This is a genomic window from Acrocarpospora macrocephala, from assembly GCF_009687865.1.
GTDB classification, from domain to species: Bacteria; Actinomycetota; Actinomycetes; order Streptosporangiales; family Streptosporangiaceae; genus Acrocarpospora; species Acrocarpospora macrocephala.
Window position 1 is genome coordinate 54,076 of record NZ_BLAE01000054.1, and the last position, 18,089, is coordinate 72,164.

Genomic DNA, 18,089 nt, shown 5'->3' on the forward strand with positions numbered 1-18,089 from the left:
GCTCAGGGCTCGGCCCTTCTGGAAGGAGAACCCCGGGTGCGTACCGCGGATCAGCTCGTGACCGGGGTGATCAGGCGCGGCGGGCCCGCTGTCGGGGTGCTGGCCGTGACCTCGGTGGTCGGGGGGGTGCTCGCGCTGGCCTTGCCGTACACGCTGGGCCGGACCGCTGACGCCCGTTCGGGGGGCTGGCTCGCGGTGAGCGTCGCGGTTGTCGCGTTGCTGGTCGTCTGTGACACGTTCGGGGTGTGGGCCGGGGGCGCGAGCGGGGCGCAGGCGTCGGCTTGGCTGCGGCATCGGCTGGTACGGCATGTGATAGGCGTCGGGCCGGGATTGACCCGGTCGATTCCGGAAGGCGATCTGGTGACCCGGATCGGGATGAACGCCGAAGAGGTCGGCCGTGCCCCGGATGCCGCGATCACCGGCGCCACGATGCTCATCCCGGCGGTGGGCAGCCTGGTGGCGCTCTTGCTCATCGATCCTTGGCTGGCGTTGACGCTGGTGGCCGGGCTCGCGGTCATCGTGCTGGTGTTGCGGACATTCCTTCGGGTTTCGACCGCGCTCGCGGGGGGCTATCAGGAGGCGCAGGCGGACATCGCCGCGCGGCTGGTCGACGCCGTCGCCGGGGCCAGGACCATCGCCGCCGCCGGGACCGCCGCGCAGGAGACGCGCCGCGTGCTGTCCGCGCTGCCCCAGGTGCGCGCGCACGCGCTGGAACTGTGGCGTGTCCGGGCCCAGGCGGGCGTGCAGGCCGCCGTCGTGATCCCCTTGCTGGAGGTTTGCGTGCTCGGCGTCGGCGGATTCCGCCTCGCCGCCGGCGACCTCACCACCGGCGAACTGTACGCAGCCGCCCGCTATGTCGTCCTCGGCGCCGGCCTCGGCTCCGCCCTCGGCTACGTCAGCCAGGTCGCCCGCGCCCGCGCCGCCGCCCGCCGTATGGTCGCGCTTCTGGACGAATGCCCGGCCCTCCATGGCGTACGGCACCTGCCCGACGGACCCGGCGCCCTCACCTTCCACAACGTCATGGCCCCCGGCCTCACCATCCCCGACCTCAAGATCCCCGGCGGCACGGCCGTCGCCGTCGTCGGCCGTTCCGGCTCCGGCAAATCCCGCCTCGCCGCCCTCGCCGGACGCCTCACCGACCCGGTCGGCGGCGAGATCCTGCTCGATGACGTCCCGCTCACCCTCCTGTCCCGTACGGCGCTGCGGCAAGCGATCGGGTACGCCTTCGAGCGCCCCGCCCTGGTCGGGGACACGGTCGCCGACACCATCGGACCCTCGGCGGAGGAAGCCGCCCGCGCGGCGGGAGCGGACACGTTCATCCGGCGGTTCCCCTCCGGCTACGCCACCCCGCTGGCCGATGCACCCATGTCCGGCGGCGAACGGCAGCGCATCGGGCTGGCGCGTGCCTTCGCGCACGGCGATCGGCTGCTGGTGCTCGACGACGCCACGTCCAGTTTGGACACCATTACCGAGCATCAGGTGGGGGTCGCTCTGGCCGGGGACTCCCGTACCCGGCTGATCGTCACCCACCGGACCGCCATGGCGGCCCGCGCCGACCTGGTCATCTGGCTGGAACGCGGCCGGGTACGCGGCTACGACCACCACGCCCGCCTGTGGCGCAACCAGGACTACCGATCCGTCTTCCAGGCGGAGGCGTCATGACATTTCAGCTGTTGTGGCGTTCTGTGGCGCGGGAACCGGGGCGGGCGTGGCGGCTGGCCGCGTGGTCGGTGGCGGAAGTGGCGCCGTCGTTCGTGGTCGGGCTGGCGTTGGCGGGGGCCATCGATGACGGGTTCGGGGGCGGGCGGCCCGAGGTCGGGGTGATCTGGGTTGGAGTGCTGGGGTTGTCGTGGGTTGTCGCGGCGGTGGGGGCTAGGCAGGCCTTGCTGGCATTGGCCGGGATTGTGGAACCGTTCCGGGAGCGGTTGATCGCGGGGGTCGTGCAGGACGCCCTGGTCGGGGCGCGGGTGGAGGCGGCCGCGGTGACGCGGTCGAATCTGCAGGTGGAGGTGGCCAGGGACGCGTTCGCGACCGTGCTCGGGGTGCTGCGGTCGTTCGTGTTCACGCTGGTCAGCGTCGTGCTGGGGATGGCGGCGCTGATGCCCGAGGTGCTGGTGCTGGTGCTGCCGCCGATCGCGGCGGGGGTGGCGCTGTTCCTGCTGTCGTTGCCCGCGCTGGCCCGGCGGCAGCGGGAGTTCCTGATCGCCGATGAGCGGACCACCGAGGTGGTCACGATGGCGATGGGCGGGTTGCGCGATGTCGTGGCCTGCGGCGACGAGGAGCGTACGGTCGCGCTGGTCGGGCGCCGGATCGACGAGCAGGCGGCGGCGGCCCGGGCGCTCGCGCGGGTCACCGCCGTGCGGACGTTCTCGCTCGGACTGGGTGGCTGGTTGCCGGTGATGCTGGTGCTGGGCTTCGCGCCGGGGTTGGGGGCGAGCCCGGGTGTGGTCGTCGGAGTGCTGGCCGCCGTTGTCCAGTCGCTGACGCCCGCGCTGGGCGGATTAGTGGAAGGGCTCGGGGTGAGCGGAGTGCGGCTTGTGGTGACGTTGGAGCGTCTTTTGGGCAATCGACCGGTGGAGGGTCCGCAGCGGGTCATGCCGCCGGATGTACGGGTTGAGCTGTCGGGGGTGACATTTCGGTATGGGCCCCACGCGGACCCTGTTGTCGCCGGTCTCGATCTGGTTGTGGCGGAGGGGGAACATCTCGCGGTCGTCGGGCCCAGCGGGATTGGTAAGTCCACACTCGCGGCGCTGATCACCGGGCTGGTCCGGCCCGATGAGGGTGCGGTCACCGTCGGCGGAATGGCCGCGGATCGGGTGGATCCCGCCGCGCGCGTGCTCATCCCGCAGGAGGCGTACGTCTTTCGCGGGACGCTCTGGGACAACCTCACCTATCTGTCAGTCGCGTCCGCGTCCCGGGTCGACGGAGCCGTGGACGCGGTCGGTGCGCGGGAGCTGGTCGGACGGCTCGGCGGGTATCAGGCCGAGATCCATGCGGGGCTGTTGACCCCGGGGGAGCGGCAGCTGCTGGCCCTGGTCCGCGCCTACCTGTCGCCGACGCGGCTCACCATCCTGGACGAATCCACCTGCCATCTCGACTTGGCCGCCGAAGCCCGCGCCGAGCAGGCGTTCGCCCGCCGGGGCGGCACCCTGATCGTCATCGCTCACCGCCTCACCTCGGCCCTGCGCGCCCGCCGCATCCTCGTCATGGACGGCAGCACCGCCGTGTCGGGCACGCATGCCGACCTTCTCCGCACGTCTCCCCTGTATGCCGACCTCGCCGGACAGTGGGGTCCCGACCTGGAGAAAGTGTCATGACCTACCCTGACGCGGAACGCCAGCCCATCGTGGATGTCATCCACGGTCACCGGATCGAAGATCCGTACCGGTGGCTGGAGGACCCGGACAGCCCGCAGACCGAGAAATGGCTGGCCGCCCAGGACGATCTCTGGCGCACCCATTCGCTCCCCGCCCGGCCCCGCCTCCGCAACCGAATCGCCCAACTCACCGCAACGGGCGTCATCGGCACCCCCACCTGGCGAGGCGAGCGCGCCTTCCGCCTCCGCCGGGAACCAGGCCAGGAACACGCCATCCTCTATGTCGGCGTCCCAGATCAATGGGAGGCATCCGGGAGGCTTCCCGGTCATATCGGGGAGATGGTGTGGCGGGTGGTGCTCGATCCGATGGTGGTGGATCCGGCGGGGACGACGACGCTTGACGATTGGCATCCGTCGCCGGACGGGAAGCTGGTCACCGTGCAGCTTTCCCGGCGGGGGGAGGAACGGGCTCAGCTGTACGTGCTGGATGTGATGACGGGGGATGTTGTGGATGGGCCGGTGGGGGATTGCCGGTATTCGCCGGTGGCCTGGCTGCCCTCGTCGGACGCGTTCTACTACATCCGCGGGCGGATGGCTCACCTGCGGCGGCTTCGCGGGGACGATCTGGCGCTGGTTGAGGCGGATGGTCTGGCGTTGAGCGCCGACGGGCGATGGCTGACGCTTTCCGCCAATCGGGGGGCTGGTAATGACATCCGGTTGTGCGACTTGGCGGGGCCGGAATGGCGGCAGGTGGAGGGCCGGGGCGCCAAGACGGCGGTGACCGTGGCGGCGGACGGGCGGCTCTATGTCGCGACGACGCAGGGAGCGCCACGAGTGCGGCTGGGCGTCGGCGATCCCGCTGATCCGAATGCCTGGCGGGATCTGGTGCCTGAGGATCCGCAGGCCGTACTCACCGATTTCGCATTGATCGACGGCGCGCTGCTGGTGACGCGGATCCGGCACGCGATCGGCGAGATCAATGTTCACGACCCCGTGACCGGGGAGTGGAGAAGCGCGGTTCCGCTTCCCGGTCACGGTTCCATCGGGCGGATGTCCGCGAGTGGGCATCAGGTGTGGTTCACGTATGCGGATTACGTCACGCCGGAGAGTGTGTATCGGTATGACGTCCGGACCGGGCAGACCACGCTGTGGGAGCCCGCGCCCGGCCGCGCCGACCTGCCGGAGGTCGAATCCCACCAGATCGAATACCCGTCCGCCGACGGCACCCTGGTGCGCATGGTCGTGCTCTCCGGCCCGTCCACAGGCCCTCGACCCTGCATCTTGTACGGCTACGGCGGATTCGGTGTCCCGCTCACTCCGGCCTATTCGAGCTATGTCCTGCCCTGGATAGAAGCCGGGGGGATTTTCGCCTTCGCTCAGATCCGCGGCGGGGGCGAAGAAGGGGAAGACTGGCACCGCGCCGGCACCCTCGACCGTAAACAGAACGTCTTCCATGACTTCGCCGCCGCCGCGGAAACCCTGATCACCGGGCGCTGGACCACGCCGGACCGCCTGGGCATCTGCGGCGAATCCAACGGCGGCCTCCTCGTCGGTGCCATGCTCACCCAGCGCCCCGACCTGTTCGCCGCCGCCGTCTGCTCCGCGCCCGTCCTCGACATGGCCCGCTACGAACTCTCCGGCCTCGGCCCCCGCTGGCGCGCCGAGTACGGCTCCGCCAGCGACCCCGACGCGATCGCCTGGCTTCTGCGTTATTCCCCGTATCACCACGTACGCGAGGGGGTCCGATATCCCGCCACGCTCTTCACCGTCTTCGGGGGCGACACCCGGGTAGACCCCTCACATGCGCGGAAGATGTGCGCTGCTCTGCAACACGCCACCGCCGGGCCCCGTCCGATCCTTCTCCGCCACGAATCCGATGTCGGCCATGGCGCCCGCGCGGCCAGCCGATCCATCGAATTGGCCGCCGACATGCTGGCCTTCTTCACCGCCCATCTCTAAGCCCAGGTCAGGTTGGCCTTCTACACCGCCCACCTCTGAGCGCAGACCATGCCGGCCTTCTAACCGCTGAGCCCAGGCGATGGAGGGTCATGCGCTGGCGATCTCGAACCAGACCTTGTTTCGACCGGCTTCGCGGACCATGCCCCAGCGGGCTGAGAGTGCGTCCAACAGGGGGAGGCCGCGACCGCTGGATCCGTTCGGGATGGAATGGCCGGCGCATGGTGGGCTTGCCGATCCCTCGTCCTGGACGCAGACGCGTACCCGGCCACGGGGAAATGTCACGGTCACCGTGAATTCGCCCCCGTCGCCCGACCGGGAGTGCACCACCGCGTTGGTGGCGATCTCGCTGGTCAGTAACACACAGTCATCATGCAAGGGGTGATCACGGCCAAGTGTCGCCGACACCAACCGGCGGGCTTGAACCACCTGATCCCGCCCTCCGGACAGCCGCGCCTCGACATTCCCAGTCGCGGGGACAGCGGAGGCGGTCCCTCCTGTCGCTCCAGGTGTGGCATTCCTGATAGTAGTGGTGCTTCCCATCTCGTTCCCCGACCCGTTCATGAGCCCCCTCCTATGGCCGCGAAATGAAGACGCACGGGCGGCTCTCTTGAGATGTCGCGAGAAGGTAGGAGTTGGCTTCCCTTATGGAACCGTTTACGCCGGGATGTGAAGGCTGTCAGCACGAGGTGCCGAAGTGGCCTAACTCCCACTGCGGGTGATCGTTCGGCCTGCGCGGTTGTGCGCTCGTCGAGGCCCGTCACTCCACGAGAAGGATGTGAAGAGTAGCTGGCCCTGATGGCAGGCTGCGCGCCGGCAGGCGTGGTGCGCTGTCCGTGCGTTGGGCGTCCCTATTTGGTGGCTGATCTGGGTCTATGTGCTATTCGGCGGCAATTGGCTAGCCTGATGGGTGGGAGGTGGCTCATGTCCGAACCGGAGGGACGCTCAGGCGCTCAGGATCATGAGTTCGTTGTGGAGCGGGTCAGGGATATCACCAAGGGCGAAGAAGTCGTTATCGAATCGCGTGGTGGGGTGGATACCGCGATTCGTATTATTTTCCCGACTTCGTGGGATCGGGTTATTGAGCATCCTGAATCGACGACAACCGGTGAAGACGAATAGGAACGATGACGGCTCGACTGAGCTGGGCGGTTGACGCGCTGGATATCGTCCCGACTGATCATATACTCGAAATCGGCTGCGGCAGCGGCACGGCGGTGTCGCTCATCTCCTCGAAGCTGACGACAGGCAAGGTCGTGGCCCTTGACCGGTCCCCGAAGATGATCGCCCTTGCCGAGCGGCGCAACCATGATGCGGTGACGGCCGGGAAGGCAATATTCCGCACTGCCGATTTCGAGAATGCGGACTTCGTCGGCGAACAATACGACAAGATCCTGGCGGTAAACGTCAACCTCTTCTGGGTGCGTCACCCAACCCACGAGATGGCCCTTATCGAGAAACTGCTCAAGCCTGAGGGCTTCTTCTTCCTGTGTTACGAACCTCCATCAGGCCGAGCCCCCGCACTCTCCGAGAAGCTTCTCACCCATCTGAAACCCTTCACCGTCGATGTCACGACGAAAGCGCCTGACCTGATCGGTTTCAAGATCTCTGTCTGAGCAGGTAGCTCCTGACGGCGGGGGCAACCAGGTGCCCAAGCCCTGCGGTCCTTCTTGGTTGCGTATCTCCCGTCCGAATTCAGAAGGGCGGTTACTGGAGTTCTCGGGTTGTTTCTGTGATGAGTTCGTCAATGACGTCGGGGAGGTGGCCGGTGGTGGTGAGGGTGCGGTGCTGGCGGTGGGAGGAGGTGCCGGTGGAGAGGAGGTGGGAGGCGAGGTAAGAGATCTCTTCCCAGTCGCCCAGGTCTTTCAGGGCTTCTTGGGTGTAGTGGAGGAAGCGGTCGAGCATGGCGGGGGCGGGGAGTTTCTCGGAGGTCATGGGGTCGATGAGGTCGGCGGTCAGGCCGGAGCGGGCGGCGCGCCAGGTGGCGGCTTTGATCATGGGTGGAGAGGTGCGGACCGGGGGGCGTTCGGCCTGGATTTCGTCGATGCAGGTGAGGACCAGGGCTCTGGCCAGGCCGGCGAGGAGGACGGTCTCGTCGATGGTGGTGCACGCGTCGGCGATGCGGAATTCGAGGGTGGGGTAGCGGGTGCCCAGCCGGGCGTCCCAATACAGGTTGCCCATGTCGGTGAGCGCGTCGCTGTCCAGCAGTTGGCGGACATGCTCGGCATAGGCCGCATGGGACTCGAAGAGGGGTGGCGGACCGCCGATGGGAAATCCCGCCCAAAGGGGGTTCCGGAAGGATTGGTAGCCGGTGTCGGCGCTGTCGTAGAAGGGGGAACTGGCCGAGATGGCCAGGAACATGGGGAGCCAGGGTTGGACGCGGTTGAGGACCTGGACGGCGAGCTCCTGGTCGGCGATGCCGACGTGCACGTGGCAGCCGCAGGTGACCCGGCGCTGGACCACATCGCGATAATGCTCGAAACACCGGTCATACCGAGGTTTTCGCACGAGCCGGGTGGTTCGCCAGTCGGCGGTGGGCATCGTCCCGGCGGAGAGCACGGAGAGCCCGGCATCTGAGGCCATCTGGGTGAGCGTGCCCCGGAGTTTCCTGAGTTCGGCCCGGAGTTGCCGCAAGCTGTGACACACGTCGGTTCGTGTCTCGACCGTGGCCAGATGGAATTCGTGGTCGTATCCGTGATAGGTGCCAGGCACGGTGGGGCTCATGGCGAGTAGGGCGCCCATATTCGGGAGCCCTTCCGGCGCTAGCATTCGGCTCACCGGATCAACAATGAAGAACTCTTCTTCCACTCCCATCGTGAGCACAACGCGACTATACCGACGTCATTTCTGAAGTCAAACACCCAGGAAAACCCCTAGATTGTATATAAGGATGACCAATATCAGGACAAGAATCGGGATTTGTCCATTGGCGCCGCGCGCTCCTGGGCATGGGGCCGCCGCGGGTGATCTCCGGAATAATTGGGAAATTATAGACAATACGCTATTCTCGTAGCGCCTCGGCTCGGCGGCGGAACAGGCTCCGCTCGCGCTCGTTACGGGTCAGCCCGGCGGCTCGCTCGAACTCCTTCCGGGCCTCCGCCGTACGCCCCAGCCGGGCCAGCAGGTCCCCGCGCACGGCAGGCAACTGCGGATATTCCCGAAGCGCCTTCTCCGCTCCCAGCCCTTCGACGATCTCCAACCCTCGCCCAGGCCCGTACGCCATGCTCACCGCCACCGCGCGGTTCAACTCCACCACCGGTGACGGCGCGACATGACCGAGAACCAGATACAGCGCGGCCATTCGCTCCCAATCGGTGTCCTCCGCCGACATCGCCCTGGCGTGACAGGCGGCGATCGCGGCCTGCAGGCCGTACGGGCCTAGCGTGCCGAGCGACTCGGCGCGCTGCAGGGCGGCGAGGCCGCGGCGGATGAGTAGCCGATCCCAGCGTCCACGGTCTTGATCGAGGAGCAGGACGGGTTCGCCGCCTGGGCCGGTGCGGGCCACGATGCGGGACATCTGGAGTTCCATCAAGGCGACCAGCCCGTGCACTTCCGTTTCGGACGGCATCAAACCCACCAGGATTCGCCCGAGCCGCAATGCTTCCTCGCACAGCGACGGGCGCATCCAGTCGTCTCCGGTGGTCGCGGCGTAACCTTCGTTGAAGATGAGATAGATCACCTCCAGCACCGAAGCCAGCCGCGCGGGGAGCTCTCCCGGAGGGGGCAACTCGATCTTGATGTGCTTGTCGGAAAGGGTGCGTTTGGCGCGGAAGATTCGCTGTCCGACGGTCGGTTCGGGGACCAGGAACGCGCGTGCGATCTCCTCGGTGCTCAACCCGCCGAGCAGCCGGAGCGTCAGGGCCAGCCGTCCTTCCGTGGACAGCACCGGATGGCAGGCCGTGAACAGCAGCCGCAGCATGTCATCGCCGAACGGATCATCGAGCATGTCCACGGTTTCGGTCTCGACGTCCGCCTGCTGCCGTACCTGATCGCGGCCGAATTCTTTGAGTTTCTCCTCATATCGACTGCGGCGCCGGAGCATGTCGATGGCGCGGTGTTTGGCGGTGAGGGTGAGCCAGGCCCCGGGATTGTCCGGAACTCCCGATTGCGGCCACTGCTCCAGCGCGATGACCAGCGCGTCCTGCGCCAGCTCTTCGGCCAGCCCGATGTCGCCCACGATCCGGGCCAGCCCGGCGATCACTCGTCCGGCTTCCATCCGCCAGACCGCCTCGACCACCCGATGCGGGTCGCTCCCCGTCATACCGGTCGATCCAAGCACGTCGAATCGCAAAACACGATGTCGGTTGATTAAAACCGTTCTGTCGATCAGGGGGTGAAAAGGGAACGACCCCGGCCGAATGCTGGAGGTCGAAGTCCCGGGATACCGAACGACCCCCGGCCGAAGGAACTCGACCGGGGGCCATATCGCGAAATATCAGGCGAAGTCTTCGGGGCCGTACACGCGGTGCACGATGGCTTCGCCCTCGAAGCCGGGCCACATGTCGCGGTGGAGCTTCATGAAGCGGCTGCCCCACTCGACCGCCTCCTCCTTGGACCTGACCTGGTACAGCGCGTAGCTGACCAGTTCCTTCGCCTCGGCGAACGGCCCGTCGGTGACGGTCAGCTTGCCGCCGACCACCTCGACCCTGGCCCCTTCGGCGCTGGGAGCCAGCCCGCCGTTATCCAGCAGCGCGCCCGCCTTCGTGGCGTCTTCGCCGAGTTTGTTCACAGCCTCCAGCAGCTCACTGGGGGGCGGAGTGTCCGGCCGGGCGGTGATGGCGAGGGTAATCAGGTATCGCATCGTTTTCTCCTTTGGTGTCAGATGCGGCGGTACAGATGGACGGAAACGAGGGAGAGCCAGGTCCAGATGATCAGAACCCCGGCGACGAAGGTCAGGTTCGACCAGGCCGCGCCGCCGCCGCTGCTCACGGCGGCGAAAGCGGCCGCGAACAGCACCCCGGACGCGCCGGTGTAGGCCGCCCACCCGGTACGGCTTTCGCCCGCGAACCGCCGCGCCATGATCAGGCACGCCACGATCAGGCAGGTGAAGCCGATGCCCCCGCAGACGAAATGCATCGTGCCCTGCCACGTTACGACTCCCGGCCCTTCGGGCGTACCCACCGGAAAGCCCATGGCGGGGTCGGCTCTGAAGATTCCGGCGCCGATCAGGCTCAGGCCGTACACGGCGATGAGGCGGGTGGTCCACGGCGAGCCGATGGCGCGGCCGATGCCGATGGCGGCGGCGAGGGTGGCGAGGCCCGTGAGCACGAAGTTGGTGATCTGGATCCAGCCGAGGTCGCCGTTGGACAGGAAGCTCCACGGGTGGCGGGTGAGGTCGAAGCCTGCTCGGGTCAGGGCCTGGGCGAGGGAGACCGTCATGTAGAGCGGACCCGCCAGGACGCCGTAGCCGAGCAGGGATTTGGTGAGGCTTGTCTGCGGGTCACAGGTGAGTTGCTCGGTCATGATCCTGCTCCTTGCGAGTCCTGGGGTTGTTCGGCCCGATGACTACGCTTCGAATGAGGTCACGCCGATTCGACAGCTTCCGAGAAGTTTTTTTAGCGTTGTGGTTCGATCACGATCTTGAGGCCTTGGCGGCGGGTGGCGGCGATGAACGCGGCCGGGGTCTCGGTGAGCGGGTAGCGCGCGGTGACCAGCGAGGAGACGTCGATTTTGCCTTCTTCGACCAGGCGGATCGCGCGCGGGTAGACGTCGTTCATTCGTCGGACCAGGGCGAGGGTGAGGCCTTTGCGCCGGGCCAGGGAGGCGCGGAACGACGTGCGGTCTTCGTCGGGGATGCCGACCAGGACGACTCGGCCGCCGGGGCGGGCCAACTCCAGCGCGGTGTCGACGGCGGCGTCGTTCCCGGCGACCTCGAAGACCACGTCGGCTTGGGCGTTTTCGGGGGGTACGGCGCCGAAACGTCGGGCCGCTTCGGCGCGATGGGGGAGCGGTTCGACGGCGATGATCGTGGACGCTCCGGCCAGGCGGGCGAGCTGGATCAGTAACAGGCCGATAGGACCGCAGCCGACCACGGCGACCGTGCCGCCGAGGTGGAGATGGCCCAGGTCGAAGGCGTGCAGGGCGACGCCGAGGGGTTCCAGCATGGCGCCGTCGCTGTCGGAGACGCCGTCGGGGAGGGCGTGCAGGAGTTCGGTCGGCCAGGCGATCATCTCCTGGAGGCCGCCGTCGAGCCGATCGTGTCCGGCGAATCGGATGTACGGGCAGAGGTTGCGGTAGCCGCTTCGGCAGCTTGTGCATGTTTCACAGGGGATGGCGGGGTCGACGGCGACGCGGCGGCCGTGGGCGGGGCCGCCTTCGATGACGCCGGCGAATTCGTGACCGACCACGAGGGGGGTGGTGATCGTGGCGTCGCCGATTCCGCCTTCGGCGTACCAGTGCAGGTCTGAGCCGCAGAGGCCGACGGCGGTGACCCTGACGAGGGTCATACCGGGTCCGACCTGGGGGATTGGTTCGTCGGTGAGCCGGATGTCGGCTACGCCGTGGAGTCGCGAGACTCTCATGAGGTTGACCGCATTTGTGCCATAGGACTCCGACCTTTACTAGAGTCTGGGAATCTGTCAAGAATACGTGTGGCCGTCCTGATAGCCGCTCGGTGCGTACGCGCTGGGCAGACTTTGTATAGTTAGGTAGCAGATTGACAATTTGCTATAGCAAAAATATGGTGTTTGCGTGACTGGCGCCGCGCTCTCCCACCTGACCTCCGAGACCCTCGCCGACCAGGCGTATGCCGCGCTGCGGCTGGCTATCGCCAACGGTGAGCTCGCGTGGGGAGAGAAGATCACCGAACGCGGCCTGGCGACGCGCCTCGCCGTCAGCCCGACTCCCGTTCGCGAGGCCCTGCGCCGGCTGGAGCAGGACCGCCTGGTCGAACGCACGGGGCCCCGCTCATTACGGGTGGTACGGCTTTCGCCGGAAACCCTGGCCGAAATCCGCGAAGTAGAAGTGCAACTTCAGGGTGTGACCGCGCGGTTCGCGGCCCGGCACATCGACGCGGAAACGCTGGCGCAGTTGGAGTCCGTGCTCGCCGAAGCTGACCCGCTTCGCGCCACCCTGGTCCGGATCAACGACGCGGGCGGCACGTTACCTCCCGAAACCGTCCAGCGCCTCCTGGCCGCCCTCCGGCGATTCCACACAATCGTGGAGGAGGCGGGTGCCAATCCGGTTGTGGCGGGCCTCCTGGAGCAAGCACGCGCCTTCAGCCCTGCGGTGAGGGTGGAATCAGCGGTCGCCCAGCTGATGGTCACCGATGGACCGTACGAGGAACATCACCTCCTCCTCCAGGCCCTCCACGCCCACGACGAATCCCGCGCCGAACAAATAGCCCGCCACCACGGAACGCCCCCACCTGATGCGAGTTAAGGCATCGTGTGGTGGCTGAGGTTCGTAGCGGGTGGGCGGAGCTAAAGGGCTGGGTGGATGGGGGAGATCCCGCATCAGTTTGGGGCCGTCTGGAGAGAGTTTGGGAAATTTGTTATCGGGGGGGAGTCGGGGCGTCTCCTAGGTGTGCGGGTGGGTGCCTGCATGGAGTTCTTATCCCCTACGAAGGACCTCATCGACCATGAGTGAGACTGTTCCGCGGGTGCGTCGGGTAGTGCTGGGATCTGTGCTGGCGGTGGTGCTGGGGGCCGGCCTGGTGGCTGGTGCGGTGCCGGCGGGGGCGGCGGAGACGCCGTTGTCGCAGGGGCGGGCGGCTGTCGCGTCCTCGTCTGAGCGGGGGGATCTGTCCCCTGCGGCGGCGGTGGACGGCAAGCCGGGGACCCGCTGGTCCAGCAAGTTCAGCGACCCGCAGTGGTTGCGGGTGGACCTCGGGCGGGCGACGGCGATCAAGAGGATCGTGCTCAACTGGGAGCGCGCCTACGCCACGAATTTCCAGATCCAGACCTCCAACGGAGGCGGCAACTGGACGACGATCCACACCACGACCGCAGGCAAGGGCGGCGTGCAGACCGTGAACGTCTCGGCTACGGCCCGGTATGTCCGGCTGTACGCAACCAAGCGCTCGACCGTCTACGGCGTCTCGCTGTGGGAGTTCCAGGTCTTCGGAACGGCATCTACCCCGACTCCCACGGTCACTCCAACCACCAAGCCGAGCCCTTCGCCCACCTCGTCCCCATCGAGCACGCCGACTTCTCCCACGGTGGGCAAGAAGGGAGTCGGCGTCTGGCAGATGCCGAATGTCAGCAGCGCGCTCGCCAGCTCGGGCGCGAGCTGGTACTACACCTGGTCAACCAACCACAACGGCATCACGACCCCCGAGACATCCCAGTTCGTGCCCATGATCTGGGGTGCGGCCAGCGTGACCGACCAGAATCTCGCCCAGGCCAAGAGCGCAGGGCCGTACCTGCTTGGCTTCAACGAACCGGACATGAAGGAGCAGTCCAACATGTCGGTGGAGACGGCGCTTTCGCTCTGGCCGAAGCTGATGGCCACCGGGCAGAAGCTGGGCAGCCCGGCTGTCGCGTGGGGCGGGAACAACGCGGGCGGATGGCTCGATCGGTTCATGTCGGGCGCGGCCTCGCGCGGTTACCGCGTGGATTTCATTACTTTGCACTGGTACGGCGGTGACTTCCGCGCCGACGCGGCCACCGGTCAGCTGAAGTCCTACATTCAGGCCGTTTACGACCGATACAAGAAGCCGATCTGGCTGACCGAGTTCGCGCTGATCGACTTCTCCAACGGCGTACGGTACCCGACCGAGGCCCAGCAGGCGGCGTTCCTGACGTCCGCGACCCAGATGCTGGGATCCCTCCCCTATGTCCAGCGCTACGCCTGGTTCGGCCTCCCGGCCAAGGACACGGGCGTCAGCACGGGCCTGTTCCACAGCAACGGCACCACCACCCCGGCCGGCCGCGCATTCCAGGCGGCTCCCCGCTAACTCGGGCGTTCCGGCGCGAGTCGCTCACGGGCGGTACGCGTCAAGACGTGCGCGCATCCGCCAATCCACGGAAGCGGTTGCGAGCATCCCGGCAAGATCCCGATAGGTTGTGCTGACATGAGCGACATTCCGGCCGCGGCGGCCACTGCGGCCGGAATGTTCATCGGCACGAATGTGGATGATCTCCTCGTGCTAACCGTGCTGTTCCTCTCCGCCCGGGCACAGGGCTCGCCAAAGCCGTGGCAGGTCTGGACGGGACAGTATCTGGGCATCGCGGCCCTGCTGCTCGTCTCCGGCCTGGCCGCGCTCGGCTTGTCGATCATCCCGGACGACTGGATCCGGGTGCTCGGCCTAGTGCCGATCGCCCTCGGCATCCGCGGCCTGATCACGGCCGTACGCGACAGGGAATCGCACGATCCCCCTCCGGTCGCCACCGGAATGCTCTCCGTAGCCGCGGTGACCATCGCCAACGGCGCCGACAATGTCTCGGTCTACACCCCCGTGTTCCGGACAATCGGCGCGGACGCCTTCGCGGTCACCCTCGCCGTGTTCGCCGCCGGAGTGGCCGTCTGGTGCCTCGCCGGATCCTGGCTCGGATCACACCGGAAGATCATCGAATTCGTCGAACGCTACGGCCGCTGGCTCGTCCCCGGAGTCTTCGTGCTGATCGGCCTGATCATCCTGATCTAATCCCAGACGAGGGGCAGAGTGTCCAACCCAAGCACCAGATCGGCATGTTCGAGCGCTTCCGCCCCATCAGGGATGCGATAACTAGGAATACGCCGATGCCACTCTTCCAGCGCGATCCCCATCTCCGCCCGCGCCAGATGCGAGCCAAGGCACCGATGCACCCCAACCCCAAACGCGATATGCCGGTTATGCGGCCGATCGAGATCGACCTGAGTCGGATCGGTGAACGTTCCCGGATCCCGATTGGCCTGATTGAGCGGCAACAACACCATCTCCCCGGCCTTCATCGGACAACCATGGAAATCGGTGTCCCGAGTCAGCTTCCGAGCAGGCATCACGATCGAGTATGCCCGCAGCAACTCCTCGATCGCGTCCGTGATGACCGCCGGATCATCCACGATCCGCGTCCGATCTTTGTCGTCCCTAGCCAGATGCCAGAACGCGTACGACAACTGCGCCGTAACCGTGTCCAGCCCCGCCATGAACAGCAAAAGGCACAGATCCAGCAGATCCCGATCCGGTACGGGTTCCCCGTCGATCTCCCACCCGAGCGCCGTGCTGATCAGATCCTCCCGAGGCTCCGCCCGCCGCTCCGCGATGACCCCCCGGAAATACCCGATAACCTCCCCCATCGCCTGAATCCGCCCCGCCCGTTCCGCCGGCGGCGCGTGCAGGATCGCGTCCTCCCAGGCCAGGAAGGTCGGCAGGTCCTCCACCGGCAGTCCCATCAACTCCAGGAACACTGTCGTCGGATACACCCGGGCGAAATCAGTGACGAAATCGCATGACCCGCGCGCCGCCAGCGACTCGACGAGTGCGGCACACTGCCGCCGGATCGTCTCCGCCCTGGCCGCGACTGCCGCCGGAGAGAACAGCGGCCCGAGCAGCCGCCGCCAGACGGTGTGCTCCGGCGGATCGAGCATTTCCGGAATCCACCGGTACGCCGGATCAGGATCCAGTACGGACACGGCGGAACTGGAGAAAGTCCCCGGATCCTGGCAGATCTCGACGATCCGGTCGTATCTGCTGATGACCCAGAACCCCCGCCCGAACGTGCTCCGGAAGGCGGCATGCTGCTCGCGCAGCTCATCGAAGCGGGCGAAAGCCGAACCGGCGGGTTGTACGCCTCCGAGTGGGTTGAAATCCATGTCGGGCATGACGGATGGGCTCCTCGATTGGAGGGTCACTAGTAACCAGAACCCCGCCCCACAGACAACCGCCGACCAGGCAACTCACCGTGTCGATGGCCGCACCTCCGGCGCGGCCAAACCGTGCGGCTGTCCAGATCACGACTCCTCACTAATCCCGGATGCGGCCGACGCCGCAATAGAACCAGGTCGGCAGCTCACGGCCACGGTAGGTGGCGAACGCGGAGTCCTCGTCCGGCCGCCAGTCGTGCAGTCTCACCAGGCCGGGCGGGATGAGCTCGAACCCGTCGAACAATTCCATGATCTGCTGGCGGTGGCGGAGCGTGATGCTGGCGCTCGCCTTCCGATAGACGGCCGCGCCCTGCTGGGCGGCATACGCCCGTTCGTCCGCGGTGACGTGGGAGAGGATCAGGTGGCTTCCCGGTGCGAGGGAATCCCGCAGCCGCGCGATGACTTCGCCGGGTTTGTCGTCGTCGGTGAGGAAATGCAGGACCGCGACCAGCAGGATCGCCACCGGCTGGGAGAAGTCGATCAGATCTCGCAGTTCGGGATTGTTGAGGATGTCGATCGGCCGGCGGAGGTCGCCGCGGATGGTGGCGGTGCTGGACGTGCGGGAGAGGATCGCCCGCGCGTGGGCGAGCACGACCGGGTCATTGTCCACATAAACGATCGACGCGTCCGGGTCGCGGGCGTGAACGATCTCGTGCACGTTGCCTTCGCTGGGCAGGCCGGTTCCGATATCGATGAACTGGCGGATACCCGTCTCGGCCATGACATGCTGGAGCGCCCGGCGCAGGAACGCGCGGTTCTGCCGGGCCAGCTCCCGGGCCTCCGGAGCCACCTTGAGCACCTGCTCGGCCGCCGCCCGGTCGACGGCGAAATTGTCCTTGCCGCCGAGATAGTAGTTGTACATGCGCGCGGCGTTGGGCGTGCTCGCGTCGATACCAGGTGGCACTGGCGCTTCGTCAGGCACGCCCGTCTCCTTCATCCGCCGCCGACGCTACCGCGAGCCTATTTGGTATCCGCGCAGATATGAATAAAACATCCCCGATGCACAACCGCGAATTCTCCCTTCATGCGATCTACGCCGTAAGGCGGCACCGATGACGACATCTTGTCAGATCTCGGCGGATGTTGAGCTCAGATGGGGGACCTTGTCCTGCTTCGTGTCGCCACAAACGTCGGAGGGGTCACGCTTGTCCGGTATAGCGGCACTTCAGGGCGTGTTCCGAGCCGCGATCCGACCATGGTGGGTGAACGCGCTCAGCCCGCCAGACCGCCAAGAGGCACGAGATCTGTGTCTAATTTCTGGGGGTTTTGAGGTTTGGCAAAGGTACCTTTTGGACGTTTCTGACTGATTTGGTCTGATATGGGCATGATGTGAAGTCCTTTCTTCTCCTTCGGAGCCTAGCGAGGGGGTCCGACAGAAAGACGGCTTTCCGGGGCGGCCGGGATCGCCGATGTCCCCTGGTCCCGAGGAGTCCGAGCGGACAGGATGTGACAGGGTTGACGGCTAGACGTCGGATCTGCGTGGGACCTCCGGGGTGAACACCCGGTGATCACCCGGTTCGCCAAGTCGAGTCAAGATGAATAAACCATTCACCCTCGAGACCCGTGTTACACGAATAGATCAGGACGGCCGCCATGGAAATGAAACTGGAACTCGTGCCGATTCCGGTCCACAATGTGGACCGGGCTAAGGAGTTCTATTCGGAGAAGCTCGGGTTCGTGGTCGACCTCGATCAGCGGTTCGGCGAGGAGTTCCGCGTCGTGCAGTTGACCCCACCGGGGTCGGCCTGCTCGATCTGCATCGGGGTGGGGATCGTGAATACCGAGCCCGGGTCGGTGCAGGGGCTGCACCTGGTGGTCTCCGACATTCACGCGGCGCGGGCGGAACTCCTTGGGCGCGGGGTGGACATCGCGGAAGTGGAGGACATGGGCGCGCCGGGCAAGCCGACCGTGTCATTTGCGCACTTCAAAGACCCCGACGGCAACGGGTGGACGCTGCAGAAACTGCCTTACTGACGTCGCTACGCGGAACCCACCCGAAGCCGCGCGTGCGGCAGGCGGGAATCTCCGTTCT

General features: G+C 66.6%; 17 protein-coding genes. 9 read left to right on the forward strand and 8 right to left on the reverse strand.

The window, feature by feature from the left end:
• Positions 1 to 36: 36 nt before the first annotated feature.
• From Amac_RS38265 to Amac_RS38275, 3 genes are read left to right on the forward strand one after another with little or no spacing between them, the layout of a single operon-like run.
• Positions 37 to 1,662, forward strand: coding sequence for an ATP-binding cassette domain-containing protein (locus Amac_RS38265; protein WP_155359308.1), 1,626 nt, complete (start codon positions 37 to 39; stop codon positions 1,660 to 1,662).
• Positions 1,659 to 3,317: an ATP-binding cassette domain-containing protein gene (locus Amac_RS38270; RefSeq protein ID WP_155359309.1), complete on the forward strand. Its 1,659-nt coding sequence runs from the start codon at positions 1,659 to 1,661 to the stop codon at positions 3,315 to 3,317. The genes Amac_RS38265 and Amac_RS38270 overlap by 4 nt, the downstream gene beginning before the upstream one ends.
• Positions 3,314 to 5,275, forward strand: a complete 1,962-nt coding sequence (locus tag Amac_RS38275; protein WP_155359310.1) for a prolyl oligopeptidase family serine peptidase — start codon at positions 3,314 to 3,316, stop codon at positions 5,273 to 5,275. Before Amac_RS38270 ends, Amac_RS38275 begins: the two co-directional genes overlap by 4 nt.
• An 87-nt stretch (positions 5,276 to 5,362) precedes the next feature.
• On the opposite strand, the gene Amac_RS38280 is transcribed toward Amac_RS38275, so the two are convergent.
• Positions 5,363 to 5,836, reverse strand: a complete 474-nt coding sequence (locus Amac_RS38280) for an ATP-binding protein (RefSeq protein ID WP_307729812.1) — start codon at positions 5,834 to 5,836, stop codon at positions 5,363 to 5,365.
• A 360-nt stretch (positions 5,837 to 6,196) separates the two neighbouring features.
• On the opposite strand from Amac_RS38280, the gene Amac_RS38285 reads away from it, so the two are divergent.
• Together Amac_RS38285 and Amac_RS38290 are read left to right on the forward strand one after the other, a co-directional pair.
• Entirely contained in the window at positions 6,197 to 6,394 is a 198-nt protein-coding gene (locus Amac_RS38285) for a hypothetical protein (protein WP_155359311.1), read from the forward strand.
• Between the two features lie 5 nt (positions 6,395 to 6,399).
• Positions 6,400 to 6,888: an SAM-dependent methyltransferase gene (locus Amac_RS38290; RefSeq protein WP_155359312.1), complete on the forward strand. Its 489-nt coding sequence runs from the start codon at positions 6,400 to 6,402 to the stop codon at positions 6,886 to 6,888.
• 91 nt (positions 6,889 to 6,979) lie between these two features.
• Here the strand turns inward: Amac_RS38290 and Amac_RS38295 are convergent, their stop codons facing one another.
• The 5 genes from Amac_RS38295 to Amac_RS38315 all read right to left on the reverse strand — a co-directional run bounded on the left by Amac_RS38295 (position 6,980) and on the right by Amac_RS38315 (position 11,793).
• Positions 6,980 to 8,086 (reverse strand): carboxylate-amine ligase, encoded by a 1,107-nt coding sequence (locus tag Amac_RS38295; protein WP_281356391.1) that lies wholly within the window; start codon positions 8,084 to 8,086, stop codon positions 6,980 to 6,982.
• 187 nt (positions 8,087 to 8,273) lie between these two features.
• Positions 8,274 to 9,533 carry an RNA polymerase sigma factor gene (locus tag Amac_RS38300; protein WP_155359314.1) on the reverse strand — a complete coding sequence of 420 codons (1,260 nt, stop codon included), beginning with the start codon at positions 9,531 to 9,533 and terminating at the stop codon, positions 8,274 to 8,276.
• Between the two features lie 174 nt (positions 9,534 to 9,707).
• The gene (locus Amac_RS38305; protein WP_155359315.1) at positions 9,708 to 10,073 is read right to left on the reverse strand and encodes a YciI family protein; all 366 of its coding nucleotides are present in this window, start codon (positions 10,071 to 10,073) and stop codon (positions 9,708 to 9,710) included.
• Positions 10,074 to 10,090: 17 nt separating this feature from the next.
• Complete coding sequence (locus Amac_RS38310) at positions 10,091 to 10,735, reverse strand: DUF998 domain-containing protein (protein ID WP_155359316.1); 645 nt, start codon at positions 10,733 to 10,735, stop codon at positions 10,091 to 10,093.
• Between the two features lie 92 nt (positions 10,736 to 10,827).
• Complete coding sequence (locus Amac_RS38315) at positions 10,828 to 11,793, reverse strand: zinc-dependent alcohol dehydrogenase (protein ID WP_155359317.1); 966 nt, start codon at positions 11,791 to 11,793, stop codon at positions 10,828 to 10,830.
• A gap of 169 nt (positions 11,794 to 11,962) precedes the next feature.
• On the opposite strand from Amac_RS38315, the gene Amac_RS38320 reads away from it, so the two are divergent.
• From Amac_RS38320 to Amac_RS38330, 3 genes are all read left to right on the forward strand, one after another.
• Positions 11,963 to 12,652, forward strand: a complete 690-nt coding sequence (locus tag Amac_RS38320) for a GntR family transcriptional regulator (protein ID WP_155359318.1) — start codon at positions 11,963 to 11,965, stop codon at positions 12,650 to 12,652.
• 199 nt (positions 12,653 to 12,851) lie between these two features.
• Positions 12,852 to 14,168 (forward strand): glycosyl hydrolase, encoded by a 1,317-nt coding sequence (locus Amac_RS38325; RefSeq protein ID WP_155359319.1) that lies wholly within the window; start codon positions 12,852 to 12,854, stop codon positions 14,166 to 14,168.
• A gap of 117 nt (positions 14,169 to 14,285) precedes the next feature.
• The gene (locus Amac_RS38330) at positions 14,286 to 14,858 is read left to right on the forward strand and encodes a cadmium resistance transporter (protein ID WP_155359320.1); all 573 of its coding nucleotides are present in this window, start codon (positions 14,286 to 14,288) and stop codon (positions 14,856 to 14,858) included.
• Here Amac_RS38330 and Amac_RS38335 read toward each other — a convergent pair.
• Together Amac_RS38335 and Amac_RS38340 are read right to left on the reverse strand one after the other, a co-directional pair.
• On the reverse strand, positions 14,855 to 16,015 hold the full coding sequence (locus Amac_RS38335) for a cytochrome P450 (RefSeq protein ID WP_155359321.1): 1,161 nt from the start codon (positions 16,013 to 16,015) through the stop codon (positions 14,855 to 14,857). The two genes, Amac_RS38330 and Amac_RS38335, sit on opposite strands and share 4 nt — an antisense overlap.
• 142 nt (positions 16,016 to 16,157) lie before the next feature.
• Positions 16,158 to 16,979 (reverse strand): SAM-dependent methyltransferase, encoded by an 822-nt coding sequence (locus Amac_RS38340; RefSeq protein ID WP_246268985.1) that lies wholly within the window; start codon positions 16,977 to 16,979, stop codon positions 16,158 to 16,160.
• Positions 16,980 to 17,650: 671 nt separating this feature from the next.
• Between Amac_RS38340 and Amac_RS38345 the strand changes: the two genes are divergently transcribed.
• The gene (locus Amac_RS38345; RefSeq protein ID WP_155359323.1) at positions 17,651 to 18,031 is read left to right on the forward strand and encodes a VOC family protein; all 381 of its coding nucleotides are present in this window, start codon (positions 17,651 to 17,653) and stop codon (positions 18,029 to 18,031) included.
• Positions 18,032 to 18,089: the final 58 nt, after the last annotated feature.

Coding starts and splice junctions, on each gene's coding strand:
- Amac_RS38335 (WP_155359321.1), bottom strand. CDS start 16,015: ATGCCCGACATGGATTTCAACCCACTCGGAGGCGTACAACCCGCCGGT.
- Amac_RS38305 (WP_155359315.1), bottom strand. CDS start 10,073: ATGCGATACCTGATTACCCTCGCCATCACCGCCCGGCCGGACACTCCG.
- Amac_RS38325 (WP_155359319.1), top strand. CDS start 12,852: ATGAGTGAGACTGTTCCGCGGGTGCGTCGGGTAGTGCTGGGATCTGTG.
- Amac_RS38280 (WP_307729812.1), bottom strand. CDS start 5,836: ATGAACGGGTCGGGGAACGAGATGGGAAGCACCACTACTATCAGGAAT.
- Amac_RS38270 (WP_155359309.1), top strand. CDS start 1,659: ATGACATTTCAGCTGTTGTGGCGTTCTGTGGCGCGGGAACCGGGGCGG.
- Amac_RS38275 (WP_155359310.1), top strand. CDS start 3,314: ATGACCTACCCTGACGCGGAACGCCAGCCCATCGTGGATGTCATCCAC.
- Amac_RS38285 (WP_155359311.1), top strand. CDS start 6,197: ATGTCCGAACCGGAGGGACGCTCAGGCGCTCAGGATCATGAGTTCGTT.
- Amac_RS38330 (WP_155359320.1), top strand. CDS start 14,286: ATGAGCGACATTCCGGCCGCGGCGGCCACTGCGGCCGGAATGTTCATC.
- Amac_RS38300 (WP_155359314.1), bottom strand. CDS start 9,533: ATGACGGGGAGCGACCCGCATCGGGTGGTCGAGGCGGTCTGGCGGATG.
- Amac_RS38310 (WP_155359316.1), bottom strand. CDS start 10,735: ATGACCGAGCAACTCACCTGTGACCCGCAGACAAGCCTCACCAAATCC.
- Amac_RS38290 (WP_155359312.1), top strand. CDS start 6,400: ATGACGGCTCGACTGAGCTGGGCGGTTGACGCGCTGGATATCGTCCCG.
- Amac_RS38345 (WP_155359323.1), top strand. CDS start 17,651: ATGGAAATGAAACTGGAACTCGTGCCGATTCCGGTCCACAATGTGGAC.
- Amac_RS38315 (WP_155359317.1), bottom strand. CDS start 11,793: ATGAGAGTCTCGCGACTCCACGGCGTAGCCGACATCCGGCTCACCGAC.
- Amac_RS38295 (WP_281356391.1), bottom strand. CDS start 8,086: ATGGGAGTGGAAGAAGAGTTCTTCATTGTTGATCCGGTGAGCCGAATG.